At 69.0% G+C, this 24,375-nt stretch carries 25 protein-coding genes and 1 riboswitch; of the genes, 13 read left to right on the top strand and 12 right to left on the bottom strand.

Annotated features, from left to right (window positions below; genetic code table 11):
* Positions 1 to 100 precede the first annotated feature (100 nt).
* Together RHCRD62_RS20595 and RHCRD62_RS20590 are read left to right on the top strand one after the other, a co-directional pair.
* A complete protein-coding gene (locus RHCRD62_RS20595) occupies positions 101 to 1,555 on the top strand; it encodes a flavin-containing monooxygenase (protein ID WP_157051008.1) in 1,455 nt (484 codons plus the stop codon).
* 223 nt (positions 1,556 to 1,778) lie between these two features.
* Entirely contained in the window at positions 1,779 to 2,750 is a 972-nt protein-coding gene (locus RHCRD62_RS20590; protein ID WP_050066588.1) for a hypothetical protein, read from the top strand.
* 158 nt (positions 2,751 to 2,908) lie between these two features.
* Here RHCRD62_RS20590 and RHCRD62_RS20585 read toward each other — a convergent pair whose 3' ends face one another.
* From RHCRD62_RS20585 to RHCRD62_RS20575, 3 genes are read right to left on the bottom strand one after another with little or no spacing between them, the layout of a single operon-like run.
* Positions 2,909 to 3,298, bottom strand: coding sequence for a RidA family protein (locus RHCRD62_RS20585; protein ID WP_050066587.1), 390 nt, complete (start codon positions 3,296 to 3,298; stop codon positions 2,909 to 2,911).
* A 13-nt stretch (positions 3,299 to 3,311) separates the two neighbouring features.
* Positions 3,312 to 3,803, bottom strand: coding sequence for a nucleoside deaminase (locus RHCRD62_RS20580; protein WP_050066586.1), 492 nt, complete (start codon positions 3,801 to 3,803; stop codon positions 3,312 to 3,314).
* Positions 3,800 to 4,678: a hypothetical protein gene (locus RHCRD62_RS20575; RefSeq protein WP_050066585.1), complete on the bottom strand. Its 879-nt coding sequence runs from the start codon at positions 4,676 to 4,678 to the stop codon at positions 3,800 to 3,802. The genes RHCRD62_RS20580 and RHCRD62_RS20575 overlap by 4 nt, the downstream gene beginning before the upstream one ends.
* A gap of 263 nt (positions 4,679 to 4,941) precedes the next feature.
* On the opposite strand from RHCRD62_RS20575, the gene sepH reads away from it, so the two are divergent.
* From sepH to RHCRD62_RS20560, 3 genes are all read left to right on the top strand, one after another.
* Positions 4,942 to 5,853 (top strand): septation protein SepH, encoded by a 912-nt coding sequence (sepH, locus tag RHCRD62_RS20570; RefSeq protein ID WP_084734395.1) that lies wholly within the window; start codon positions 4,942 to 4,944, stop codon positions 5,851 to 5,853.
* A 73-nt stretch (positions 5,854 to 5,926) separates the two neighbouring features.
* Positions 5,927 to 7,096, top strand: a complete 1,170-nt coding sequence (locus tag RHCRD62_RS20565) for an alpha/beta hydrolase (RefSeq protein ID WP_050066584.1) — start codon at positions 5,927 to 5,929, stop codon at positions 7,094 to 7,096.
* A gap of 150 nt (positions 7,097 to 7,246) precedes the next feature.
* Positions 7,247 to 7,831 (top strand): DUF6928 family protein, encoded by a 585-nt coding sequence (locus tag RHCRD62_RS20560; RefSeq protein WP_253277408.1) that lies wholly within the window; start codon positions 7,247 to 7,249, stop codon positions 7,829 to 7,831.
* Between the two features lie 16 nt (positions 7,832 to 7,847).
* Here the strand turns inward: RHCRD62_RS20560 and RHCRD62_RS20555 are convergent, their stop codons facing one another.
* From RHCRD62_RS20555 to RHCRD62_RS20540, 4 genes are all read right to left on the bottom strand, one after another.
* Entirely contained in the window at positions 7,848 to 8,081 is a 234-nt protein-coding gene (locus RHCRD62_RS20555; RefSeq protein ID WP_253277407.1) for a DUF2537 domain-containing protein, read from the bottom strand.
* 11 nt (positions 8,082 to 8,092) lie between these two features.
* Positions 8,093 to 8,896: a TrmH family RNA methyltransferase gene (locus RHCRD62_RS20550; RefSeq protein ID WP_050066582.1), complete on the bottom strand. Its 804-nt coding sequence runs from the start codon at positions 8,894 to 8,896 to the stop codon at positions 8,093 to 8,095.
* Between the two features lie 107 nt (positions 8,897 to 9,003).
* Positions 9,004 to 9,435, bottom strand: a complete 432-nt coding sequence (locus RHCRD62_RS20545; RefSeq protein WP_050066581.1) for a MarR family winged helix-turn-helix transcriptional regulator — start codon at positions 9,433 to 9,435, stop codon at positions 9,004 to 9,006.
* 50 nt (positions 9,436 to 9,485) lie between these two features.
* Positions 9,486 to 10,940, bottom strand: a complete 1,455-nt coding sequence (locus tag RHCRD62_RS20540) for an NCS2 family permease (protein WP_050066580.1) — start codon at positions 10,938 to 10,940, stop codon at positions 9,486 to 9,488.
* A 105-nt stretch (positions 10,941 to 11,045) separates the two neighbouring features.
* On the opposite strand from RHCRD62_RS20540, the gene RHCRD62_RS20535 reads away from it, so the two are divergent.
* The gene (locus RHCRD62_RS20535) at positions 11,046 to 11,294 is read left to right on the top strand and encodes a DUF2530 domain-containing protein (protein WP_050066695.1); all 249 of its coding nucleotides are present in this window, start codon (positions 11,046 to 11,048) and stop codon (positions 11,292 to 11,294) included.
* Between the two features lie 12 nt (positions 11,295 to 11,306).
* On the opposite strand, the gene RHCRD62_RS20530 is transcribed toward RHCRD62_RS20535, so the two are convergent.
* From RHCRD62_RS20530 to RHCRD62_RS20515, 4 genes are all read right to left on the bottom strand, one after another.
* Positions 11,307 to 13,196: a YhgE/Pip domain-containing protein gene (locus RHCRD62_RS20530; RefSeq protein WP_050066579.1), complete on the bottom strand. Its 1,890-nt coding sequence runs from the start codon at positions 13,194 to 13,196 to the stop codon at positions 11,307 to 11,309.
* 64 nt (positions 13,197 to 13,260) lie between these two features.
* The gene (locus tag RHCRD62_RS20525) at positions 13,261 to 13,797 is read right to left on the bottom strand and encodes a phosphatase PAP2 family protein (RefSeq protein ID WP_253277423.1); all 537 of its coding nucleotides are present in this window, start codon (positions 13,795 to 13,797) and stop codon (positions 13,261 to 13,263) included.
* 28 nt (positions 13,798 to 13,825) lie between these two features.
* A complete protein-coding gene (locus tag RHCRD62_RS20520) occupies positions 13,826 to 16,558 on the bottom strand; it encodes a sacsin N-terminal ATP-binding-like domain-containing protein (RefSeq protein WP_050066577.1) in 2,733 nt (910 codons plus the stop codon).
* Entirely contained in the window at positions 16,555 to 17,541 is a 987-nt protein-coding gene (locus RHCRD62_RS20515; RefSeq protein ID WP_050066576.1) for a DUF3027 domain-containing protein, read from the bottom strand. The genes RHCRD62_RS20520 and RHCRD62_RS20515 overlap by 4 nt, the downstream gene beginning before the upstream one ends.
* Positions 17,542 to 17,582: 41 nt before the next feature.
* Here RHCRD62_RS20515 and RHCRD62_RS20510 point away from each other — a divergent pair, with 41 nt between their 5' ends.
* The 3 genes from RHCRD62_RS20510 (at position 17,583) to RHCRD62_RS20500 (ending at position 20,725) form a co-directional block, all read left to right on the top strand.
* Positions 17,583 to 18,407 carry a glutaminyl-peptide cyclotransferase gene (locus RHCRD62_RS20510; protein ID WP_050066575.1) on the top strand — a complete coding sequence of 275 codons (825 nt, stop codon included), beginning with the start codon at positions 17,583 to 17,585 and terminating at the stop codon, positions 18,405 to 18,407.
* A 160-nt stretch (positions 18,408 to 18,567) separates the two neighbouring features.
* Entirely contained in the window at positions 18,568 to 20,169 is a 1,602-nt protein-coding gene (locus tag RHCRD62_RS20505; RefSeq protein WP_253277421.1) for an MFS transporter, read from the top strand.
* A 52-nt stretch (positions 20,170 to 20,221) separates the two neighbouring features.
* Positions 20,222 to 20,725 (top strand): DUF2771 family protein, encoded by a 504-nt coding sequence (locus tag RHCRD62_RS20500; protein WP_050066573.1) that lies wholly within the window; start codon positions 20,222 to 20,224, stop codon positions 20,723 to 20,725.
* Positions 20,726 to 20,830: 105 nt separating this feature from the next.
* Here RHCRD62_RS20500 and RHCRD62_RS20495 read toward each other — a convergent pair whose 3' ends face one another.
* Entirely contained in the window at positions 20,831 to 21,241 is a 411-nt protein-coding gene (locus tag RHCRD62_RS20495) for a cold-shock protein (protein WP_050066572.1), read from the bottom strand.
* 132 nt (positions 21,242 to 21,373) lie between these two features.
* Between RHCRD62_RS20495 and RHCRD62_RS20490 the strand changes: the two genes are divergently transcribed.
* The 4 genes from RHCRD62_RS20490 (at position 21,374) to RHCRD62_RS20475 (ending at position 24,312) form a co-directional block, all read left to right on the top strand.
* Entirely contained in the window at positions 21,374 to 21,634 is a 261-nt protein-coding gene (locus tag RHCRD62_RS20490; RefSeq protein WP_050066571.1) for a hypothetical protein, read from the top strand.
* Positions 21,634 to 22,038, top strand: a complete 405-nt coding sequence (locus tag RHCRD62_RS20485) for a YccF domain-containing protein (RefSeq protein ID WP_050066570.1) — start codon at positions 21,634 to 21,636, stop codon at positions 22,036 to 22,038. Before RHCRD62_RS20490 ends, RHCRD62_RS20485 begins: the two co-directional genes overlap by 1 nt.
* The gene (locus tag RHCRD62_RS20480) at positions 22,038 to 23,360 is read left to right on the top strand and encodes a glycosyltransferase 87 family protein (protein ID WP_050066569.1); all 1,323 of its coding nucleotides are present in this window, start codon (positions 22,038 to 22,040) and stop codon (positions 23,358 to 23,360) included. Before RHCRD62_RS20485 ends, RHCRD62_RS20480 begins: the two co-directional genes overlap by 1 nt.
* Positions 23,361 to 23,506: 146 nt before the next feature.
* Positions 23,507 to 23,693: riboswitch (cyclic di-AMP (ydaO/yuaA leader) on the top strand.
* Between the two features lie 4 nt (positions 23,694 to 23,697).
* A complete protein-coding gene (locus tag RHCRD62_RS20475; protein ID WP_050066568.1) occupies positions 23,698 to 24,312 on the top strand; it encodes a transglycosylase family protein in 615 nt (204 codons plus the stop codon).
* Positions 24,313 to 24,375: the final 63 nt, after the last annotated feature.

Raw genomic sequence — 24,375 nt, 5'->3', positions numbered from 1 at the left:
CGGCCCTCGGCTCTCGAGCCGGGGGCCGTTCGAGCTCTTCGGGCCAATTTTGAGTGCTACGTTGATTCACACGCAGTTCTCCTGAACACGGAGGGTCACCATGAGCACGAGCATCACCCCCGACGTCGACGTCCTCATCGTCGGTGCAGGACTCTCGGGTATCGGTGCCGCCCGCCACCTTCAGGATGCGTTCCCCCGCAAGACGTTCACGATCCTCGAGGCACGCGACTCCATCGGCGGCACCTGGGATCTGTTCCGCTATCCCGGCGTCCGCTCCGACTCCGACATGCAGACCCTCGGCTACCGCTTCCGGCCGTGGACCGACGAGAAGTCCATCGCTGACGGTCCCGCGATCCTCGAGTACGTGCGGGCCACCGCGGCGGAGTCCGGCATCGATCAACGGATTCGATTCGGGCACAGAATGATCCGTGCCGACTGGTCGTCCACCGACCGCGTGTGGACCGTCACCGCGGAGCACGCCGGCCGCGAGGTGACGCTCACCGCCCGATTCCTGTACTCGTGCACCGGCTACTACCGCTACGACGAGGGGTTCACCCCGAAATTCGAAGGCACCGAACGCTTCCGTGGCCGGATCGTGCACCCGCAGCACTGGCCCGTCGACCTCGACTACGCCGGCAAGAAGGTCGTGGTGATCGGCAGCGGCGCCACCGCCGTCACACTCGTCCCCGCGATGGCAGGCGACGCCGAGCACGTGACGATGCTGCAGCGCTCCCCCACCTACATCGCCTCCCTCCCTGCGAAGGATCCGATCAACAACACCCTCCGCCGGCTCGTCGGCGATCGGATCGCGTACCCCATCTCACGGTGGAAGAACGTCGCGATCTCGATCCTGGTCTACCAGCTCAGCCAGCGGAAGCCACGACTGGTCAAGAAGTTCCTCCGCAAGGCCCAGGAGCGGCAACTCCCCGCGGGCTACGACATCGACACCCACTTGACGCCGCGGTACAACCCGTGGGACCAGCGCCTGTGCCTCGTCCCCGACGGCGACCTGTTCCGCTCGATTCGGCACGGCACCGCATCGATCGTCACCGACCGTATCTCCACGTTCACCGAGACCGGACTCGCCCTGGAGTCGGGAACCCAACTCGACGCCGACGTGATCGTCACCGCGACCGGCCTGAACCTGCTGATCTTCGGCGGCGCCCAACTCCTCGTCGACGGCACACCGGTGTCACTTCCGGAAACCCTGGCGTACAAGGGAATGATGCTCAGCGGCATCCCCAACTTCGTGTTCACCATCGGCTACACCAACGCCTCCTGGACGCTGAAGGCCGACCTCGTTGCCGAGTACTTCTGCCGCCTGCTCGCCCGCATGGACGGCCGCGGCGAGACGGTGTGTGTCCCCGAGAACGACGACCCGACGATCACGACGCGGCCGCTGCTCGACTTCGAGGCCGGCTACGTGCAGCGCTCCATCGACCAGTTCCCCCACTCGGGCTCGCGCGCCCCCTGGCAACTCGGCATGAGTTACGTCCACGACCTGGTGACGCTGCGCCACCGCACCGTCGACGACGGCGTCATGCACTTCAGCTGACCCCCGCCCCACCCGCCACCCCACTGCACACCACCCCGCTCTTGACCGAATGTGGCGTTCGGTCACGTGAAGTGACCGAATGCCACATTCGGTCGGCGGCGGATGGACCAGAACCGCGCCGCGCGACGTGAGTTGTCCACAGGTGGCTCGTTCATCCACAGCCATGGTGAATGTCCTGGTCGCGTCCGACTCCCAGCTTTGGACGCATCGCAACATTGGGCGCATGAGACGCGGAGAGTGGGCAACCGACAACGGGTTTCTGACGGCCCACAGCAGGAGCGGTGTCATCCGCACGGCTCGCTTGCTCGCGCTCGGGGTGTCGCCGGGCACGATCACCAATCGGTGCCGCCCCGGTGGTCGATGGCAGCGTGTGTTGCCCGGGCTGGTGCTGCTGCACAACGGATCTCCGACCACGCTTCAACGCAACACCGCCGCTCTGATGTACGGAGGCAAGGACAGTGTGTTGACGGGGCACGCCGCGCTTGCCGCCCATGGGCACGGGCGATCAGCGTCGATGAGTGATGTCCTGCTGCTGATTCCCTCCGAGCAGTACCGGTTGTCGAATGCCTTCGTCAGGGTCGAACGCACGTGGCGAATGCCCGACCCTGTGCTCCGAGGAAACCTGCGCTGCGCGCCGATCACCCGTGCTGCACTCGACGCGGCCCGTCGTACGCGTGTGACGAACGACTGCCGCGCGCTGCTCGCCGACGCCATCCAGCGTGGTGGCACCACGGTGGACGAACTGGCGATCGAGCTGGCCGAAGGCTCGTGCCGGGGCACCGCGGTGCCCCGATCGGTGCTGCGTGAGCTCGGCGCTGGAGCGCACTCTGTTGCCGAGATCGACGCTCAGAAGCTCTATGCACGGAGCGGACTCCCGCCGATGCAGCACAACCGGGCGGTCGAGACTGCGACATCTGAGCTCATCGCGATACCTGACGGTTGGATCGACGAGGTCGCGATGGCATGGGAGATCGATTCGCTCGAGCACCACTTCACGCCGCACGACCACGAACGCACGCTCGCGAGACGGGCTCGGATGCAAAGTCACGGCATCATCGTGCTGGCACATCTGCCTCGGACCGTCCGGGAGCAGCCCGGTCTCGTCCTGCAGGAACTACGCGATCACTACGCGCTTGCCCGGTCTCGGCCCCGCCCCGATGTACGACTGCGTCGCGACCTACCAGCCGCGTCCTGACAGCCGGCGCCCCGGCGCCCCACCCAGACACCCGCCGCCCGCGCCTGCCACTCCCGCCCGCGACCGAATGTGGCGTTCGGTCACTTGAAGTGACCGAACGCCACATTCGGTCAAGAACCGGGGACAGACGAAGGAGTGGAAGGAGACGAAGGAGAGGACTACTCCGCGACGATCGCGTCGGCCTCGATCTCGATGAGCAGCGCGTCGTCGATCAGCTTGCTGACCTCGAGGATGGTGGTCGCGGGACGGATCTCACCGAACACCTCGCCGTGCGCGAGCCCGGCCTCTTCCCAGCGGCTCATGTCGGTCAGGTACATGCGGGTCCGGATGACGTCCTCGGGCTTCGCGCCGGCCTCGGCAAGCGCGGCGACGATGCGACGCAGCGCCTCCCGGGTCTGCTCGGCCAGGCTGTCGCCGCCGACCGGCCCGTCGGGGCCGGACGCGGTGGTGCCGGACACCGAGACCTGCGCGCCGATACGGACGGCACGCGAGTACCCGATCTTCGCCTCCCAGTCGGAGCCGGACGAGATGTTGTTTCGATTCGCCATGCCGCAGATTGTGTCAGGCCCGCACATGCTCCTCGGCAACGTACCTGCGGAACGGGCCGAGAGCCTCCTCCCCGAGATGCGGGCCGCTGACCTCGACCCCCGTCCCGGCGGACGCGACGACGTCGGCACAGCTCAGCGAGAACCGCGGGCCACCGGTGAGGATCGCTCCGAAATCCGTGGCGGCAGCAGCGAAGACGACGCGCCCGACCCCGGCCCACACCATCGCCGCCGCGCACATCGGGCAGGGCTCACCGGAGGCGTACACGACGGCGCCGACGAGCCGGTCGGCGTTCCCCTCGGCGCAGACGGTGGTGATCGCATCGAGTTCCGCGTGCTCGGTGACGTCACCGGACGTCGCGACCGAGTTCGCGCCCTCGCCGACGACCTCCCCCGCGGCGTCCACGACGACCGCGCCGAAGGGGCGGTTCCCGGCGTCCCCGGTTTCGACAGCGAGCGCAACGGCCCGCCGCAGGTGTCGGGTGTCGACGTCGTTCAGGTTGGTCATGACGATGCCTTCTCCTCGGTTGCGTCCGTCGCCTGCTCGTCCGTGGACCGTCGCAGCAACGAGTTGGTGCCGATGCCGATCGCGATGAAGGCGATGCCGAGCCACGTCGGCCCGCCGTCCATCGTGAGAGTGATGATGCCGATCGGCACGAGCCAGGTCGCCAGCGGCCCGAGGAGTTCCGCGACGCCGGGTACCGGAGTCGTGGGCTCCCCCTCCTCCACCGCGGCCCTGGCCTCCACGACGTCCGGATACCACTGGGTGAACTGGAGTGCGCACAGCATCGCGGCGGTCTGGATCACCCAGCCGGTCCAGATGTTGTCGCTGTCGTGCAGGATCGCGTCGCCGACGAACCCCGCGACCGCCGCGACCAGGAACGCGAGCGCCCACGCACCGGTGATCGCGTAGTTGACGTGCAGGAATCTCGGCGTGTGCCAGTACTGCTCGTCCACCTCCTCGCGCGCGTACTGGATGGTGAACGGAACCCGCGCGAGCATGGATCCGGTCGCGACGAGGAAGAGGGTGATGCTGGCGATCTCGCCGATCCACGTCTCCATCCATTCCTGGCCGGCCTCGTCGAGTACGAAGTGCACGATCATCAGCGTCCCGAAGAATGCGACGTCGAGGACGCCGAGGAGCTTCACCGACCGTCCGCGCACCCGGTCGACGACGAGGAACAGCACCGAGAGCGCGAGGGCGGCACCGGCTGCTTCCTCCAGCCGCCCCGGCCCCTCGAACACGGCGAGGACGATCCACGGCGCCAGTCCCGTGAGCGGGCCGTCGAGTAGGGCCGCGAAGGCGTCGAAGGCACGCCGCGCGGGTGATCGGGCGCGCCCGGCGTCCTCGGTCACGTCGTCCCGGGAACCGCTGTCGACCATCGCTCAGCCCTCGCCACGAACCGTCCCGAAGGGTGCCGACTCCGCCACCGGCGGAGGTCGGCTCGTCGCGTCGATCCTATCGCCGCGCGGCGTTCGGTACGGGGCTTCTCCGGGGTCCAACCCTCAAGGAGAACTAGAGACTATAACCCGGGCCCGGGCCGACAGCCTCGCCGGGTGTGGCGTGTCGTCCCCCAGCCGTCGCCGAAGGTCGATTACAGTCGGCGCGGGCAATATCGCGAGGCGAACGCGACGAGGAGGTCAGTGTGCGAGAACTCTCGGTGATCGGACTCGAGCCCGGCGGATCGCATGTGGTGTGCGCCGACTCGGAGACAGGTGAACGGTTCCGGATCCCTGCCGACGACAAGCTGCGGGCCGCGTCTCGCGGCGACATCGCCCGTTTCGGGCAGATCGAGATCGAGAACGAGAGCCAGTTGCGCCCACGGGAAATCCAGGCCCGAATCCGCGCAGGCGCGACAGTCGAGCAGGTCGCGGAGGAGGCGGGCGTCTCTCTCAAGCGGGTGGAGAGATTCGCGCACCCGGTATTGCTCGAACGCGGTCGCGCGGCGTCGCTGGCCCAGGGCGGACATCCGGTCCGAGAGAACGGCCCGACGGTCGAGACGCTCGCGGAGATCGTGGCGATGGCGTTCCGTGCCCGTGGACACGAACTCGACGATGCCGACTGGGATGCCTGGCGCGACGAGGACGGCCACTGGGTCGCGCAACTCCAGTGGCAGGCCGGTCGCACCCGCAACGCTGCGCACTGGCGGTACCAGCCGGATTCGCACGGCGGCACGATCGCGGCCCTCGACGCCGCGGCGAAGGATCTCCTGGACCCGGACTTCGGACGTCCCCTGCGGGGGCTCGCACCGGTCGCACCGCTGGCCCTCGATGCCCCCGCGGACGTCGACACCGCGGACGACCCGATCGACGACGACTCGGACTCCGTCGACAGTCAGCACACGGTGGCCGACGAACCGGCGGAGATCGTCGACGTCGAACCGGAACCGAGCGACCCGCGCGCCGAGGGAACCGACTCGCCTGCCGACGACGACCTCGACGAGCATCTTCCTCGGCAGGCCCCTCAGCATCAGGGCGCCAAGGACAAGCGGGGAAAGCCACATCTGCCGTCGTGGGACGACGTGCTCCTGGGAGTCCGCAGCAGCAGTCGCGGCTGACCACTCAGGCGTCGAGATCGGAACTCACTGTAACCTTTAGTTACATCTACTGAAGGACTGACAGGGGACGCACGTGCGCCTGCTCGACCCGGCCCGACTGGTTACCGACCTACCGACGCGAGACGACCTGGACACCGCCGCCCGGAACGCCTGGGCACTGACCTTCGGCGGCGGCGTCTCCCCCGCCCACCGGACCCCCTCGGTACTGCTCCGCTCCGGGCCACACCGTGACCTCTACCGGTTCGGCCCGGAACCCGAGACGGAGATGCGGCCGATCCTGATGGTCCCGCCCCTCGCCGTGCCCGCCTCCTGTTACGACCTGCGGCCAGGTCAGAGCCTCGCCGCCGAACTGGTCGAGCGCGGCCACGCGCCGTACCAACTCGACTACGGGACGATGACCGCCGACGATCGTCATCTCGGCTTCGAAGCGTGGTTCGACGGCATCGTGCCGGACGCGGTGCGGTACATCAGTGACCGCCATGCGGGTGCGGCGGTCGACCTGGTGGGGTGGAGCCTCGGCGGAACAATTTCGCTGCTCACCGCGGCAGCGCACGCCGACCTTCCCATTCGGTCGGTCACGGCGATCGGCACTCCGATCGACTACACCCGCATCCCGGTGATCAGCCCGCTGCGCGTGATCGGCAGGTACACGACCGAGCGCCCGCTGACGGCCCTCACGCGGGTACTCGGCGGTCTTCCCGCCCCCGTCGTCCAGGCCGCCTATCGGGTGACGGCGCCGCACCGTGAACTGCTGAAGCCGTGGTTCGTCGCCCGCAACCTCACCAACACCGAGTCGCTCGCACGCATGGAGGCCATCGACCGGTTCATGGCCGAGATGCCCGGGTACCCGGCGCGGATCTTCCACCAGATGTGCAGCCGCCTCATCCTCGGAAACGACTTGGCCACAGGCCAATTCCACATCAGAGACCGCACTGTCGACCTCGCGAACATCAGCGTTCCCGTTCTCGGCATCGGCGGCACCACCGACGTGATCGCCCCCGCGGCCGCGGTCGAACCGATCACGGGACTGCTCACCGGGTCGCCGTACGTGCGGTTCGAGTCCGTTCCGGGCAGCCACCTCGGACTGGTGGCCGGACCGGAGGCCCGCGAAACCACGTGGGCGATCCTCGACGAGTTCCTCGGCAGGACGACGGCCGAGTCGGTGGATCTGCCCGAGACCACGGTGCCCGACGGCGCGCGGTGTCCGGACGACGAATCTGCGGTCGCCGTCGTACGCTCGTAGGACTTCGACGGAAGCGGGGTGCACGGAGTGGAGCCGACAGCATCGAGCATCTGATACGTCGACGCCCTCGATCCCGTTTCCGTCCTCCGCGACCACGCGACTCCGGACCCCGACGCCGCGCAGGCACTGGTCCGGCAGTTGTATCCCGAAATGACCGCGGTACCACTGCGTTCCGACTCGCTCGCCACGTCCGCGGCTCCGTCTGCCCGCGAGGTCTTCGTCGGCACCTATCCGGGTGTCACCGTGGTCTGCTCCCCCCATCTCGCGCAGAACCGGCCGTCGACACTCGACGGATCATGGACGCGGCCACTGGCTTCCGAGCGCACCTACCTCGTCTGCGCCGAGGACGCGGCGCCGTGGGGATCGTTCGCGTACTGGGAGCGCGGGGAGTTGCGGCGGTCCTTCAGCCCGACAGCGTCGTTCATCCACGAGAACATCGGACTGCCGCTGGTGTGGGAGCGACCGTACTGGGCGGGCGAGCACCCGCCGCGACGCTCCTTCGACAGGTTCCCGGACCCGCTGTCGCTGCCGTTTCACCCTGGGGAGTTCGCCGACGCCGCGAACCTGCAGTGGCTCGGGTTCGGTTACGCGGCCGCCGGTGGCGAACTGTCGCCGCCCGATCTGACGGTGTGCGGCTTCACCCTCTACGCGGCAGGTGACGAGCTTCCGGCACCGCCGCCTGCCGCGATCGAGGTTCGGCGACGCAGGCGGTGGTGGCGCCGCAGGGCCGGCTGACCCACCGGATCACCGCTCAGCGCACTCCGGCGAGCAGCGCAATCCACCCGACGATGGTCCCCGCCACCGCCCCGTACACCACCCAGCGCCACACCGGAACCGCACGCCACTGCCACAGCGATGGCGCGACACCGACCGCGACGATCACGTTCACGACGGCCGCGAGCACCGGGTGGACGGCGATCATCGCGGCACCACAGGCGATCACCAGGGCCGTGAAGAACACCGCGGAGAAGCCGGTCACGACCACGGAGGGACCATTCATCCGAGGCGGACGCGCTCGTAGAACGCCATCGCCGCGGCGGTCGCGACGTTGAGCGAATCGGTCCCGGGTGCCATCGGGATGCGGGCACGGACATCGGTCTTGCGCATCGTGTACTCGGACAGGCCGGGACCTTCGGCACCGAGCAGCAGTGCCACCCGTTCACCGGTCATCGCTTCGGCGAGCGTCTTCTCCTCCGGGTTCGGAGTCAGGGAGATGAGTTGGAAACCCTTGTCCCGCAGCCGCTGCAGACCGTGCGGCCATTCCGGAACGCGGGCGAACGGCACCCTCAGCACATGCCCCATCGACACCCGAACCGCCCGACGGTACAGCGGGTCCGCGCAGCGGTCCCCGAACAGCACCGCGTCGACGCCGAGGCCCGCCGCGTTGCGGAACATCGAGCCGATGTTCTCGTGGTCGTTGACGCCTTCGAGCACCGCGACGGTGCGCGCCCCGGCGAGCACGTCGTCGAGGTCCAGCGCCGGCGGACGGTGCGCCGCGGCGAGGACGCCGCGATTGAGGTGGAACCCCACCACTTCGGCCATCACGTCTGCGGACGTCCGGTAGAACGGGACGTCGACGTCGCGCAGGTCGTCTGCGAGTTCGCCGAGCCGACGGTCCACCCCGAGGAGACTGATGGGCGGGAAACGCGACGCCAGCAGTCGCTGTGCCACGAGTACGCCCTCGGCGATCACAAGACCCTTACCGTCCGGCAGGTCGGGTCGACGATCCGAGGAATTCAGATCGCGAAAGTCGTCCAGCCGCGGATCCGCGGGATTGTCGATGTCGATAACGTCAGCCACGCGACCATCTTGCCGCACCGAGCCGACTTGATTTCCACCCCTGCGAGTAGGCCGAACGCCGCACTCGCCATCCCCCGGTATCCCCCAGTGACACCCCGGTTCCCCGACTACTCCGAGTTCGTGACCATCCCGCTGATGATGTCGACCGAGCGGCGAAGCACGTTCAACTGCTCCTCGTCGAGACCCGCCAACTGGTTGGTCATCCACTTCTCACGAGCGCTGGTCTCGTCGGCGAGCAGTGCCCGACCGGAGTCGGTGAGCGAAACGATGATCTGCCTGCCGTCGGTGGGGTGCGGGGTGCGCGCCACCAACTCCAACTCGGCGAGGGAGGCGATCACCCTGGTCATCGACGGCGGCTGCACTCGCTCCTTCGCCGCGAGTCCGCCGGGCGTCATCGGCCCGTGCTCGTCGAGGCTGGCGATCGCGGACAGCTGCGTCAACGACACCGGAGAATCGGCTCGTCGCCCGCGAAGGTGTCGAGACAGGCGCACGACAGCCAGGGACAGATCACTGGCGAGTGAGCGGGTATCCAAGGTCACTCACGGAGGATACGGCACTGGTAGACAACTGGTTCAGGTTATCGCGCTGTTCAGGTGAGCGCGTCAGTTATCGGGCCGACAGCGAAGTACGCGACGAACAGTCCGGCGACGATCCACAGCAGCGGATGGATCTGCTTCGCCTTGCCGCTCGCGGCGCCGATCACGACCCAGGCGATGAAGCCGACGCCGATGCCGTTCGCGATCGAGTAGGTGAACGGCATGACGACCATCGTCAGGAACGCGGGCAGGGCGACGTCGAACTTCGTGAAGTCGATGTCGCGGACCTGACCGATCATCAGCGCGCCGACCACCACGAGCGCGGGCGCGGCCGCTTCGATCGGGACGATCCCGTACAGCGGCGTGAGGAACATCGCGGCCAGGAACAGCACGCCGGTGACGACGTTCGCGAGTCCCGTCCGCGCGCCCTCGGCGATGCCCGACGCCGACTCGACGAAGACCGTGTTCGACGACGCCGAGGCCGCACCGCCGACGATCGCGCCGGTGCCCTCGACGACCAGCGCCTTGCCGACATTCGGCAGGGTGCCGTGCTTGTCGGTGAGCTCGGCTTCCTTGCCGAGCCCGGTCATCGTGCCCATCGCGTCGAAGAAGTTGGCCAGGACCAGGGTGAACACGAGCAGGCTCGCGGACAGCACACCGATTCGGGTGAACGCGCCGAACAGGTTGACGTCGCCGACCAGTGAGAGGTTCGGCGTCTGCAGCAACACGTCGGGCATGCCGGGGACGGTGAGGTTCCAGCCCTTCGGGTCGACTCCCGCGGACGGGCCGATGTCGAAGACCGCCTCGAGGATCGCGGCGAGGACGGTGGTCACCACGATGCCGATGAGCAGGCCGCCGCGGACGCGGCGGGCGACGAGGATGCCCATCAGCAGCACACCGAACACGAACACCACGGTCGGCCACGACGCGATCGAGCCGTTGATGCCGAGACCGACCGGGACGGTGGTCCCCGCCTCGTCCGGGATGCGCCGCACGAAACCTGCGTCGACGAAACCGATGAACGCGATGAACATGCCGATGCCCGCCGCGATCGCCGATTTCAGCGCGTCGGGAATCGCGTTGAAGACCGCGGTCCGGAATCCGGTGATCGCGAGGACGACGATGATGATGCCGTCGATCACCACCAGGCCCATCGCCTCCGGCCAGGTGACCTGGGGCGCGATGGTGACGGCGAGGAGGGTGTTGATGCCGAGGCCGGCGGCGATGCCGAAGGGATAGTTCGCGACGATGCCGAACGCGATACTCATCAGTCCCGCGACGAGCGCGGTGACGGCCGCCACCTGTGTGACGGGCAGGATGTTACCCAGGACATCGGTTTTGGCCGCCGCGTCGTCCGCCGAGAAGCTACCGAGGATCAGCGGGTTCAGGACAACGATGTAGGACATCGCGACGAACGTGACCAGGCCGCCGCGAACCTCGCGGTTCATGGTCGATCCACGCTCGGTGATCTTGAAATAGTTGTCCAGTATCCGAGACGTTCCCGCCATCTTCCCGTCCTCAAGGCCCAAAGTGTGCAAGCACAGCGCTCGCCAAAGGAGCGTAAGGCACGTAGCACGCAGCGGCCGAACAGGTGTGCCGGTAGCGTCGTGTCGGTGAGTGACACACGTAACGATCCCCTGCTGCCCGAGCGACTGACCGACCCCCGGCCGGTGCTCGTGGTCGGCACCGTCGCGTGGCTCGTCGCGACGGTCGTGGTGCTCGTCTCGGGCGACCGCTGGGAATCCGCGCTCCCGGTCTGCTGGGCAGGCCTGGCGTTCGGCGCGATCGGGACACTGCTCTACCTGGTCCAGCGTCGCGCTGCGCGCCGCGGTAGCCGCACCGCGCAGCGCGGACTGAACTGAGTCGTTGCCCGCCTAGCCGGTCGGGACCGGAATGCGCTCGGTGACCGGACCGGGTTCCTGCCCCATGTCGCTGTCGTCGTCGCGATGACGGCTGCGCCACCAGATGGTCAGCGCGACCGACCCGGCGACCAGCGCCACCAGGACAGCGATCGCCAGCCAGAAGCGGGGACCCCAGTAGCCGACGAGTGACATGCGAATCGCGTTGCGGGCGTAGGTCAGCGGCATCAGATTGTGGAGCAAGCGCAGCGGCGCGGGCATCTGCTCGATCGGGAACACCGCCCCGAACGCGAAGACCTGGATCATCAGGGCACCGAGCCCGACGAAGGTGCCGTTCACCGCACCGAACACGACCGTGAACAGTCGGGCCGTCGCGATCGCCGCCGCCCCGACGAGCAGCAGCACAGCGAACAGTGCCAGCGCACTGGGCGGCTCCGCGTCGGCGACCGTCATCGACAGCACGGCCATCAGCGCGGCCGCGGCGACGGTGACCGCGGCGGGAACCCGGTATCGGCGCAACCCCTCCCGGACGATCGACTCGTGCACGCGGTCGTGCGGACGACGCGGCGGCCGGACGACGAACCAGGTGAGGATGCCGATCAGGAACAGCAGCACCGACATCAAGGCCGGGATCACACCGGGCCCGAAACCGACCGCGGGCGCGACGTTGTTGGCGCTGACCGTGACCGGCGACGAGATGACACCGGCGGTGGCGGCCCGCTCGGTGTCCGTGAACTGCGGCACCTGCTTCGCGCCGTCCGCGAGCCCGGTCGCGAGTTCCGCGCTGCCTGCGTCGAGCTGCCCGACCCCGTCCTGGAGCTGGCCGAGGCCGTCCCGCAGCTGGCCTGCACCCTCGTCGAGCTGACCGAGACCGGTCGAGAGTTCGCGGGCACCCGCGTCGAGCTGGTTGGCGCCGTCGCTGAGCTGTCCGAGGCCGGTGTTCAGTTCTGCTGCACCCGCCGCGGCGGATTCGAGACCGCCGCGGTAGTCGGCGTTCGGGTCGGAGAGTTCGTACGCGATCTGCCGGGCTCCGTCGCGCAGCTGTTGGAGCTGGGCGAGGGTCTCGTCGCCGGACAGACCCGCCGCGACGGCCGCGTCCACCAACGGTCCGACGACGGTGTCGATGACCTCGCTGATCTGGGTGGCGCCTGCGCCGAGCTCGTCGGTTCCTGCGACGAGCTGCCCCAGCCCGGCGCTCAGTTCACCCGATCCTGCGGCGGCCTCCCCGGCTCCCGCCGCGAGCTGGCCGGTGCCGTCGACCAGTTCGATGCTGCCCGCGTACGCCTCGTCGAGCCCCGCGGCGAGTTCGGCGCTGCCCGCGGCGAGTTCGGTGGTTCCGGCGAGCGCCTCCCCGGTGCCGTCGTTGAGCTGCTGGGCACCGGTCGCCGCCTCGGACAGACCCTTGCCGACGTCGACGAGTCCGAGCAGGACCTGATCGACGGACTGTTCGCCGATCGTCTCCGACACCGCGGAGCGCACCTGCGCCATCACCGATTCGCCGACGGGGGTGGCGACCAGGCTGTTGTGGTCGTTGTAGACGACCTCGAGCCGCGCCTTCTCCCCTGCTCCACTGGCCGCGCTCGCGATGTCGCGGCTGAAGTCCTCCGGGATCACCACCGAGAAGTAGTACCGGCCGTCGTCCACACCGTCCCTGGCCTCGTCGAGGCTCACCTCGTGCCAGTTCACGTCGCCGCCCTCGACGAGCGCGGCGGTGACGTCGGCGCCCGCCGTCAACCGGCTGCCGTCGAGGTCGGCACCCGCGTCCGCGTTGACGATGGCGACCGGCAGGCGCGAGACGGTGTCGCCCGGATTCCACAGTGCCCACATGTAGAAACCGAGGAGCGCGAGCGGCGCTATGACCAGCGCGGCAAGTGCGGTGCGGGTCAGGTGGGTTCGTCGCGACATCGGCTCTCTCCCTGCGGCGATTACTGGACAGACGTCCAAGTTGGTCAGGGTAGAGAACCGGCGGCTACGGCGTAGCTTTTTCGTCGGATTCGCCCGACGCGTCGCGGGAGCGACCGTACCGGGCAGTTCCCACGATCCACACTGCCGCCCACACGATCCCCAGCGCCCAGCCGGCCAACACGTCGGTGAACCAGTGTGCCGCCAGGTACACGCGCGAGAGTCCGATGGCGATCGTCCACAGGGCCAGACCCGCGACCACGATCGGCCGGAGCCGACCCGAACCGCGGGCCAGAACTGCGCCGACCACGCACACCAGGATCGCCGACATCATCGCGTGGCCGGACGGGAACGAGTGGGTGATCTCCTCGACAAGGCGCACCGGCACCGGCGGACGCTCGCGCCCGAACACCAGTTTCAAGCCGCTCATCAGCAGGAATCCGCTGGCCATCGCGCCGCCGACCATGACAGCATCGAGCGCCCGACCTCGTCGCATCAACGTGAGCACCACCGCGACGGTGATCGCGGTCGCGACGATCGTGTCCCCGAAGTGGGTGACGACGGTGACCACATCGGTGATCCACGGGGTGCGCAGCGACACCATCTCGTCGAGCACGGCCTGGTCCAACGAGTTACCCGGCACCGGCCACCCCCGCATCGATCCGACGCACATCGACATGTGTGCGCCCCGAATCGTCGACCCACCACGGCACCGCGACGTCGCCGTCGCGTGCGCCCGAGAGCCGGACCGTGAGGTCGTCGTGCAGCACCACCGCACCCGCGGGCAGTGGCCGACCCGACGTCACGGACGCCAGCACGGCGTCCGGCTCGCGTCCCCAGTCACCGACGCGACCGACACCGAGCACCTCACCGTGCACGGCTTCCGCCGCGAGCGGCACGTCGAGCAGGTCCGCCAACGCGCCAGCCGACGTGAGGTCCCCGACGACCAACCGGTCCGCGGGAATCACCGACGCCAGCCACGGACGGTCCAGCACCATCGCGTCGGCGGCGTCGACGACGACACCCGAGATCGTCCGGACCCGCGCAGGCGGCGACAGTGCCTCGAGATCGAGCACCCCCGAGGCGGTGGCCTCCGCCAGCAACCGGTGTGTCCGCGCGATCACCGCGGGCGCGGGCGCGCGGTTCGCATCTGCCAGACCGTCGAGCAGCGCCTCCGCGGTGGCGGTGCTTTCGATCCGGTCCGCCGCCAGCGCACCCGACACGGCGTCGGCGTCGGGGTGGTCGAGCGGATCGAGCAGGCCCTCGAACGTCGGATCGTCCGGCGAACGCAGCGACGACAGGGGGACAGCGTCGACACGGGCGTGCCTGCGCAACCACCACGCGGTGTATCCGGCCCGGTCCGCGAGCAGTGCGGCCGTCTCCGGGTCCGACGCCAGCAGGGTCAGAGCCGTCGGCCACCGATCGGGGTCGACGAGGTCGAGGTCCCGGACCGCAACGAGCACCTCCGGATCGTCGGACAGTGTTGCCCACCAGTCCGATTCGTCGTCGAGGTCGTGGTCCGGTCCGGTCGGCAACTCCGCCCGCAGCACCGCGAAGCCCCACCCGACGCCGAGCGCCCGCAGCGCCTCGGCGCCGTGCACGTCCACGATCCGGTCCGCAACGGTCCCGAACGGAGACTCCGACACCAGCACGTCTGCGAGCGGGGCGTCGGGCAGTAGCAGTTCGTCCGCCGCCTGCAACTCACCGAACCGGTCGGGCAGCGGAAGTCCACCGAGCCAACCCGGGAGCGGCCCGGTCGACACCCCAGCGACCAGCGGGAGAACTGCATCGGCAAGGGCGTCGGCGTCACCGTCGCCGTCCCACAGCGCGTCGATGCGATCGCGCAGCGCCGGATCGGACAGCACGTCGAGCGCGTGCACCGCCGTGGCCCCGAGTCGCGCGAGCAGTGGATGCGCGGCGGACGGGTGCACGAGACGCACCCAGTCGACGCCCGCGCCGCCGAGTCCCTCACCGAGCACGACGGTCCGCGGTCCGGTGACGGTTCGCCCGTCCGCAAGTGGCACCGGAATCGCCGCCAACTCCTCGACCGCGAGAGCGTCGACGACGAGCGGGGTCAACGCCTCGTACAACCGCCCCCACCACGAGGGCGCGCGGTCCTGCCCGGCGAGCAGTTCGGCGAGGCGCGCCAACCCGATCCGGTGCACACCGACCGCGGCGAGGGCGCGCGCGTCGGACTGCCCGGACAGGTCGGGGGCGACCAGGCCGGGGACGGCGTCGGTCAGTAGTTCCGCCAACTCGGTGGTCAGGCCCGGCAGCACCGCCGCATCGCGGGGCCGCAGGCACTCCCCGTCGACGCCGGGCAGCCAGGCATGGTCGACCAGTTCGCGCAGCACCGATTCGCGCAACTGCTCGTCCACGGCGCCGGACGCGAAGCCCGGCAGCGGGACGAGTGCCGTTCGTTCCGATTCCGGCAGCGCCGCAACGAATTCGGCGTACCCGTCCGCCAGGTGAGCTATCGCGGCACCCGGCATGATGCGCCTGCGGTCCGGCTGCAGATCGGCCGACGCGACGACCAATGCGGGCAGGGAGAGTTCCTCGTCGGTTCGGGTCGGCGCACGCAACACGTCACCGTCGACGGGACGAACCGACCCGTCCGAGACGGGCACCAGCCACCGCGCCGACGGCGCCGTGAACTGCCACCAAACCCGGTCGCCGACGGCGACCTCCGTCAGACCACGACCGAGATCGGTCCCGGTTCGGGCGAACTCGGCGTCACCGATGCGAATCGAGTGCAGCGCAGGAAGTTCCAGCAGAAGATCCACTGCTTCCTCACGCATCGCAGCGACTACGGCGGGGAGATCGACGCCGTCGCGCGGCGCGATCACCACCTCGGTGTCGAATCCCGGAGCGGGCACCGCATCCGTCGGCCACACCAGCCGCAGTACCGGAATCCCAGACTCCGGTGCGGCGAGCCCCGCCCGATCGAGCTCGGCGCGGGTCCTGGACGCGGAGAACGCGACCGACCCGGACACCGAACGCACCTCGACCTCGTCGCCGATCGCGAGGACGGCGGTGAACCCGACGCCGAACCGTCCGACGCCCTCGGTCTTGCCGGACACCCGCAACGCCGACATGGCCTGCACACCCGACTCGTCCAGCGGCGCCCCGACGTTCGCCACATGAAGGCCGTCGACGTCGAGCCGGACGTCGAGACGCCCCAGCACCCCGGCCCGGGCCGCCGCGTCGGCGGCGTTCTGCGCCAACTCGGTGAGCACCCGGTCGCGGTAGCCGCCGCGCACCAGATCGGACTCGGTCGCGGCGTCCTCACGCAGCCTCGTCGGCGACGAGGTCCACGCGAGCAGCGTCGCCGCGCGCAGTGCGTCTGCGCCGAAGGGGTCGATCACTCGGCGGGCGCCGAATCCGTCCCGGTCTCGGCCACCTCGGCGACGGTCTCGGCGGCTTCGGCGACAGGCTCGGCCACCTCGGCGACGAGCTCGGCGGCTTCAGAGACCGGCTCGGTCACCTCGACGACGGTCTCGGCGGCTTCAGCGACAGGCTCGGCCACCTCGGCGACGGTCTCCGCCACATCCGCGACTGCCTCGGAGGTTTTCGTCGGGGCAGGCAACTCCACGACCTCGAGGGCGCCGTCGTCGAACGCGTCGTATTTCGGGGTACCCGCCCCGGTCGGCAGTTCCGTGTCGGAGTGCGCGCCGCAGCCGAACTCGGCGTGCACGACCTGTCCGTCGACGGACAACTCGTTGCCGCACACCCCGAACCCGGCGCGCAGCGAACCGGCCAACGGAAGGTAGAAGCCACAGAGCGCACACGTCGAGGGCGCGGCCTTCGCCATTTCCGAGTCGGGTCCGTGGTCCCCGTCGTACCAGCGCTGTGCCGCATCCAGGCGGCCCTCCAGGCTCATCACCTGCTTGCGCCCCAGCCCGACCTCGAACGCCACGTCGTCCACGACCGGGTCGCCGGTCGCGACGTAGCCGGGCACCAGCCGCGGATCATCGGCGCGCGGCGCGAGCAGGTCGCCGGGCGACAGGTCACCCGGACGCACCCGCTGATCCCACGGCAGCCACTCCGGCGCCACGAGCGCCTCCGGGCCGGGCAGCAGTGCCGACTCGTTCACCGTCACCCGGTCGGAGTCGGGCAGCGCGGACAGCACCACCTCCCACACCCACCCGTGGTAGCCGGGGATCGTCGCCGCGAAGCGGTGGGTCACCGTCGTGTCGTCGTCGGCGGTGACACCGAGATGCTCTCCGACCCGATCCTCACCGAGGTCGGTCAATGCCCGTCGGGCGGCCTCGACGGCATCGGCCAGCAGGGGACGCACGGGGCGGAGTTCGGAGACAGACTGCACATGCACGATTCCATTTTGCCGCATCACACCGCCTCCGCACCCGATCGGGCTGTCATGCTGACTGAGTGACCCACTCCCCACTGGTCGGCGGCGCGACACGAACAGCCACCGCACTACTGGTCGCCGTCGTACTCGGCGGATGTGCGGCAGGCTCCACCGACGTCGAACCGACGGCCTTCGGCAGCTCCACGACCTCCGTAGAACGGCTGCACGTCGAGGTGCAGGGCACCCGCCCGCACGACCCCAGCGCCTTCACCCAGGGCTTCGAGATCTCCGACGGCGAACTCGTCGAGGGCACCGGACTGGCCGGGTGGTCGTACATCAGCGCACGCAACCTCGACACCGGCGCCGAGCGGGTCCGCGTTCCCCTGCCCGACGACATGTTCGGCGAGGGGCTGACCGTCAGCGGCGACACCGTCTGGCAGTTGACGTGGAAGGAAGGCGTGGCGTTCGCTCGCGACCGCACCACCCTCGCGGAGCGGTCACGAGTCACCTACGACGGCGAGGGCTGGGGGCTGTGCGCACAACCCGATCGACTGGTGATGAGCAACGGCTCCGACACGCTGACGTTTCGTGACCCCGTGACCTTCGACGAGGTCGGGTCGGTGCGCGTGACCCTCGACGGCCGAGCGCTCGACCAACTCAACGAACTCGAATGCACCGACGACGGCTCCGTCTACGCGAACGTGTGGCAGACCTCGAAGATCGTCCGCATCGATCCCACCACCGGGAAGGTGACGGCGCTGATCGACGCGTCGGGGCTGCTGACACCCGAACAGACCGCGAACGCCGACGTCCTCAACGGCATCGCGGCGATCCCCGGGACCGACCGTTTCCTGATCACCGGCAAGTTCTATCCGCTCACATTCGACGTTCGATTCGTCCCGTGACCGACGCACACCGGGGCGCGCCGCGATTGCGACGGCAATCGTCGGCAGGCCTTCTGGTTGTCGCGCCGCCGACTAGGACAGAATTGGAGTCGTGACCGGACCGAGCCACCCCTCCGAACCCGACCGCCGTCGGGATCCCGCCGACGGCGGGCGAGGCGCAGTGCACCCCGGTTACTCGAACTACCCGCCGCCGCGGCGCGTGACGGGCCGCCGCGAACCCCTGCCGCCGCTGCACCCGACGTCGGGGCGGGCCCGCCCGTCGGAGGACGTCCCCGACTCGAGCGCCGACCAGCCAACCGAACAGGTGCGGTCCGCGCGCACGGGTGCCCCGAAGCCGCCTCCGATTCCCCGGAAACTGACGGTGACCCGGGTTGCTGCGATGCGCAGTCGCGAACTGACGAACCGCGGAATCGCCACGTTCCGGCGTGCCGCGACCGCGGACGGCGCCGACAAGTCCGGGCTCACCCACCTGACGTATGCGGTGATGGCGAACTTCGCGACCGACGCCGCGATCGCCGTAGCGCTGGCCAACACGTTGTTCTTCTCCGCGGCGACCGGAGAGGACAAGACGAAGGTCGCGCTGTACCTGCTCATCACGATCGCACCGTTCGCGGTCATCGCGCCGCTCATCGGCCCGGCCCTCGACCGGTTGCAGCGGGGCAGGCGGATCGCGTTGGCGTCGTCGTTCGCACTGCGGACGGTGCTCGCCGTGCTGCTCGTGTTCCACTTCGACAGTTGGGCGCTGTACCCGTGTGCGCTCGGGATGATGGTGCTGAGCAAATCGTTCTCGGTACTCAAGAGCGCCGTGACACCCCGCGTCCTGCCGCCCGACATCGACCTGGTGCGAACGAACTCGCGGCTGACCGTGTTCGGCTTGATCGGCGGCACGATCGTCGCGGGCGCCGCCGCGGGCATCATCGCGTTCGCGTTCCGCTCCACCGGTGTCCTGTGGTTCACCGCGGCCCTGACCATCGCAGGCGCGTACCTGAGCATGCGAATCCCGGCCTGGGTCGAGGTCACCGAAGGTGAAGTGCCCGCGACGCTCGCCTATCACGGCGACGACGCCGTCACCGAGGTGATCACCCGCGAACAGCGAGAGACGATCGCACCCGACAAGCGCCGCCAACCCCTGGGCCGCGCGACCATCACCGGACTGTGGGGCAACGGCACGATTCGCGTCCTCACCGGCTTCCTCACGCTGTACATCGCGTTCGTCGCGAAGTCGCGAACCGAACACGAACCGTGGATGCAGGCGGCGATGCTCGGTCTCGTCGGTGTGGCCGCCGGCCTCGGCAATTTCGCGGGCAACGCCACCGGCGCCCGGCTCAAACTCGGCAAGCCCGCACTTGTCGTGCTTCGCTGCACAGCCGCCGTGACCGCGGTCGCGATCCTGGTCGCCGTCACCGACAGCCTCCTCACGGCAGCGCTCGCGGCGCTGGTCGCGTCCGCGGGCAGCGCCCTTGCGAAGGTGTCCCTCGACGCGTCGCTCCAGCAGGATCTGCCCGAGGAATCCATCGCGTCCGGCTTCGGACGGTCCGAGACCGTGCTTCAGTTGAGTTGGGTCGTGGGCGGCACCCTCGGCATCCTCCTGCCAACCCAGTACTGGATCGGCTTCACCGTCATCTCGGTGGTCCTACTCCTCGGGTTGGCGCAGACGTACCTCACCTACCGTGGCCGTTCGTTGCTCCCGGGCCTCGGTGGCAAACGGCCCGAACACGCGAACCAGGAAGCACCCGTCGGCACCGACTCCCGGGCCGACTGAAACCGAACCCGTCGCACCCGGCGGGGGAACGACAGAACGAGAAACGGACACGATGAGCATGCAAGCCCGGACGAAGAAGATCCTCGCGGTGGTCGGGGTGATCGCACTGGTGGCCGCGGGCGGTCTCGCGACCGTCGTCACGTTGCTCGTGCGCGACGCGCCGGAGACGCTGCCGGTCGTCACCGCGTACTCGAACGGCAAGACCGTCGACGTCCAGGCCGGTGTGTGCGACTCCACCATGCGCTGTGCGGACCTCGAGGTCGCGTACCTGCCGGTTCAGGCGGGTACGCCGCTGCAGATGTCGCTGCCCAAGGACATCGCCGAGGGTGACTGGCGGCTCAACGTCCAGTTCGGCGATCCCCGCACCGGTGAGGTCTTCGAGGGTTTCCGCGACTACACGCCGGGCGAGGTGTACTCGGTGACGGTGCCGACGCGGGAGAACGAGCAACTGCTCGGCGTGATCATCCAGCAGCCCTCGTCGAGGGACTTCGCCCCGGTGTGGGCCGTGCAGACACTGCCCGGGCTCACCCCGGCCGCAGAACAGCCCGCGCAGTAACCACCGCAGACAACAGTGAAGCCCCCGGTCACACGACCGGGGGCTTCACTTGTCTGTTCGCCCCGAGGCTGAGATTCCCCTCACCCGTACGCGGCGGGCATCGAGTCAGGCGTCGAGTTCGCGGGCGACGGCCCGGACGACCTCGGAGATCCGCTGCGCCGTCTTGCGGTCCGGGTATCGGCCCTTGCGCAGGTCGGGCTGCACCTTCGCCTCGAGCAGCGTGATCATGTCCTCGACCATGCCGTGCAGTTCGTCGGGCGTGTGCTTGCGGGCGACGTCGTCGCGCCTGCTGCTCGCCTGCCGCAACGTGGGTGCCGGATCGAGCACCTTCAGGCTCAGCGCCTGCGGGCCGCGCTTCCCGGCTGCCATCCCGAACTCGACCCGCTGTCCGGCCTTGAGGCTCTCGGTTCCAGCGGGCAGGGCCGACGAGCGGACGTACACGTCCTCACCCTCGTCCTGGGAGAGGAAGCCGAAGCCCTTTTCAGCGTCGTACCACTTCACCTTGCCGGTAGGCACCGCGTCACCTGCTCATCCAAGTAGATCGACCACATAAACGAACGCGCCCCACCTGGTGTGGGACGCGATGACTGCATCCTACCCCCGCGTGCCCCGCCGGAGCACACGGGTTTGTGGCGATACCGTGGGTGCGTGGCACCTGAAACTCCCGGCACCGACTCCCCCGCAGCGAACGGCACCCCGCCCACGAGCGGGCTGTTGCTGTTCCGCATCGGCATCGCACTGTTCTTCGTCGGCCTGGTGGCCGTCGTCGCGATCTTCGTCGTATCCGCGACCGGAAACACGCCCGGTCTCGCGCTGTACCTGGCGGCACTGCTGTGCCCCATCGGATTCCTCTTCGGCATCGGTTCCGCGCTGCGATCCGGCAGACGCGCCCGGGGACAGGACACGTGATGAGAATCATCCTCAACGTCATCTGGCTGGTGTTCGGCGGCCTGTGGCTCGCACTCGGCTACTTCGTGGCCGGTGTGATCTGCTGCATCCTCATCATCACCATCCCGTTCGGCATCGCCGCGTTCCGCGTCGGCATCTACGCCCTCTGGCCGTTCGGCAAGACGGTCGTGGAGAAACCGACTTCCGGCGTCGGTTCGCTGATCGGCAACGTGATCTGGCTGATCCTGTGCGGCATCTGGCTGGCCATCGGCCACGTCATCACCGCCTTCGCGATGGCGATCACGATCATCGGCATCCCGCTCGCCATCGCGAACCTCAAGATGATCCCGATCTCGCTGATGCCGCTCGGCAAGGACATCGTCGACGTCGGCACCGCCCGCACCTATCAGCCCGGCCCGGCCTGATGACCCCACCGCCCCGCACCGACCCGGATGCGGGGCGGTCGCTCCCCTCTCATCCCCTGTTCCTCGGAACCCTCGGCGTGCTCGCCGTCGCGGTCGTCGTCGCACACGACCGCGTGGTTCCGTTCGGCCAGCCCCTGTGGGGCCTGTTCCGAAACGGACTCGACCTGCTGGTGTACCGCAGCGGCGGTGCCACCGTCCTGTCCGACGCGGGCCTGTACGACCACGCGCTGCACGGCGGCATGTGGTGGACCTACCCGCCGTTCTCCGCCGTCCTGTTCGCTCCGCTGCGGTTGTTCTCTCCGGAGATGACGGTCTTCCTCGGTGCCCTCGTGAACTTCGTCGCCCTGTACCTCGTGGTGCTGCTGTGCTGGCGGCTGCTGGGCTACCGGACCGATCGAACCCTCCACATCGCGACGGCGTTGCTGACGATCTCGTTGAGCTGGCTCGAACCCGTTCGGACGACGATCTGGCTGGGCCAGGTGAACCTGTTGCTGATGCTGCTGATCCTGTGGGATCTCGGGCGCCCCGAGGGCAGCAGGCTGCGTGGGCTCGGGGCCGGCGTCGCCGCGGGGATCAAGCTGACGCCCGCACTGTTCGTCGTCCATCTCCTTCTCACTCGCCAGTGGCGGGCCGCGGCGATCGCGATCGGCGGGTTCGCCGCGACGGTGGCGGTGGGGTGTGTGGTGATCTTCTCGGACTCGCGGGCGTACTGGACCGGCGTGATCTGGCATTCCACTCGGATCGGCGAGACGGCGTGGCCTGCGAACCAGTCGGCATCGGGCGTCCTGGCACGGTGGCTCGACGTGGCCGAGCCGCCCCGGTTGCTGTGGCTGGTGGTCGCGTCGGCATTGGGGGCGCTTGGGTTGGCCGCGGCCTGGGGCGCCCAGCGGAGCGGACGACAACTGCTCGCCATCACGATGGTGGGTCTGACGTCCTGTGCGGTCTCACCGTTCTCCTGGGGCCACCACTGGGTGTGGTTCGTGCCGCTGCTGATCCTGGCGGTGGATCGGGCATTGCGGGCGGGACGCGTGACGGCGTGGCTGGTCCCGGTGGCACTGGCGGCTCCCCTGCTGTCCTGGGCGCACGGGTTTCCCGACGGGGTCTACGCGATCGGGTTGTTCATGGTGCCGGTCCCGGACGCCGTCGTTCCGGTGACGCAGTCGGTGTATCCGTTGGTGTTCGTGGTGACCGCCGTCGTGGTGCTGGTGACGTTGGTGCGTGACGGCCTGCGAACCGCCAGGACCGCACCACCCGAAGATTGTGATGTGCCTCACATAACGGTTGGGTCACAGGGCGGTCTCGACCGAGCTGCGGCCGTCTGACCAGCGCAAATACCCCCATCAGCGGGTGAAATGCCGGGAAACACGCCGTTGCGGTAGGAGATGACGCAGTGCGATCGGCCACGTACGGTCATCACCGGTCGGTGTTCCGGCCAGTCCGGACCGCCGCGCCAAACCTTGTCCCGCGGAACGGATTCCCACAGAACACCAGGGACGAGGACGGGGGACCCACGTCCCCAGTGGACACCGGTAGGTGAGCAAGCGACCTTCCTTGGGGTGAAGCCGCAGTTCGCACCATCACGGAGCGATCACGGCCGGGCGACCTCTCAGCCCGAACCCGACAGCTGACCTCGCAGGCGCGTGCGGAGAGGAAACTCCCATGAGCGCTGGACGTCATCGCAAACCCACGAACACGCGCAAGAACGCCGCCAAGGTCGTCGTCACGACCGCGGTCTTCGGCGCAGCGGGCGCGGCCTTCGCGGCCCCCGCAAGTGCAGCACCCGACTCCGACTGGGATCGGCTCGCGCAGTGCGAGGCCGGCGGTAACTGGGGCATCAACACCGGCAACGGCTACCAGGGCGGCCTGCAGTTCTCGCCGAGCACCTGGAACGCACACGGTGGCGGCGAGTACGCCGCGACCGCCAACCAGGCCACCCGCGAGCAGCAGATCGTCGTCGCCGAGAAGGTCCTCGCCTCGCAGGGCTGGGGCGCATGGCCGTCCTGCTCGTCCAGCCTCGGGCTGACCAGCGGCCCCACCGCACGCACCGCGCCCGCCGCCACGGTCGAGGCCGCACCCGAGGCCCCTGCCGTCACGAGCGTTCCCACCACGGACGGCGCCGCCGACATCTTCGACTCCTTCGACAGCACCTTCGAAGCCGTCAAGACCCGTGTCGCCGTCGACCCGCAGATCGAGGCCCTCTACGAGCAGGCCAAGCTCAACCCGCAGGTTATCGACTTCCTCACGACGCACCTGCCCCAGCTCGCCCAGGGCTGATCGCACCACCTCGAACATGTCGAAGGCCCCGCACCCGGATTGGGTGCGGGGCCTTCGACGTGT

It is taken from the genome of Rhodococcus sp. RD6.2 (assembly GCF_001040705.1).
GTDB lineage: Bacteria > Actinomycetota > Actinomycetes > Mycobacteriales > Mycobacteriaceae > Rhodococcus_G.
Note: the sequence above shows the minus strand (reverse complement) of the source record. Positions and strands in the feature narration are given on the sequence as shown.

What these genes read in the sequence shown, in the direction of transcription:
- RHCRD62_RS20560 (WP_253277408.1), top strand. Translation starts at nt 7,247, where the DNA reads ATGACCGCGGTACCACTGCGTTCCGACTCGCTCGCCACGTCCGCGGCT.
- RHCRD62_RS20540 (WP_050066580.1), bottom strand. Translation starts at nt 10,940, where the DNA reads ATGGCGGGAACGTCTCGGATACTGGACAACTATTTCAAGATCACCGAG.
- RHCRD62_RS20575 (WP_050066585.1), bottom strand. Translation starts at nt 4,678, where the DNA reads ATGGTCGACAGCGGTTCCCGGGACGACGTGACCGAGGACGCCGGGCGC.
- RHCRD62_RS20525 (WP_253277423.1), bottom strand. Translation starts at nt 13,797, where the DNA reads ATGGTGTCGCTGCGCACCCCGTGGATCACCGATGTGGTCACCGTCGTC.
- RHCRD62_RS20485 (WP_050066570.1), top strand. Translation starts at nt 21,634, where the DNA reads ATGAGAATCATCCTCAACGTCATCTGGCTGGTGTTCGGCGGCCTGTGG.
- RHCRD62_RS20595 (WP_157051008.1), top strand. Translation starts at nt 101, where the DNA reads ATGAGCACGAGCATCACCCCCGACGTCGACGTCCTCATCGTCGGTGCA.
- RHCRD62_RS20530 (WP_050066579.1), bottom strand. Translation starts at nt 13,196, where the DNA reads ATGTCGCGACGAACCCACCTGACCCGCACCGCACTTGCCGCGCTGGTC.
- RHCRD62_RS20515 (WP_050066576.1), bottom strand. Translation starts at nt 17,541, where the DNA reads ATGCGGCAAAATGGAATCGTGCATGTGCAGTCTGTCTCCGAACTCCGC.
- RHCRD62_RS20475 (WP_050066568.1), top strand. Translation starts at nt 23,698, where the DNA reads ATGAGCGCTGGACGTCATCGCAAACCCACGAACACGCGCAAGAACGCC.
- RHCRD62_RS20580 (WP_050066586.1), bottom strand. Translation starts at nt 3,803, where the DNA reads ATGACCAACCTGAACGACGTCGACACCCGACACCTGCGGCGGGCCGTT.
- RHCRD62_RS20585 (WP_050066587.1), bottom strand. Translation starts at nt 3,298, where the DNA reads ATGGCGAATCGAAACAACATCTCGTCCGGCTCCGACTGGGAGGCGAAG.
- RHCRD62_RS20480 (WP_050066569.1), top strand. Translation starts at nt 22,038, where the DNA reads ATGACCCCACCGCCCCGCACCGACCCGGATGCGGGGCGGTCGCTCCCC.
- RHCRD62_RS20500 (WP_050066573.1), top strand. Translation starts at nt 20,222, where the DNA reads ATGAGCATGCAAGCCCGGACGAAGAAGATCCTCGCGGTGGTCGGGGTG.
- RHCRD62_RS20590 (WP_050066588.1), top strand. Translation starts at nt 1,779, where the DNA reads ATGAGACGCGGAGAGTGGGCAACCGACAACGGGTTTCTGACGGCCCAC.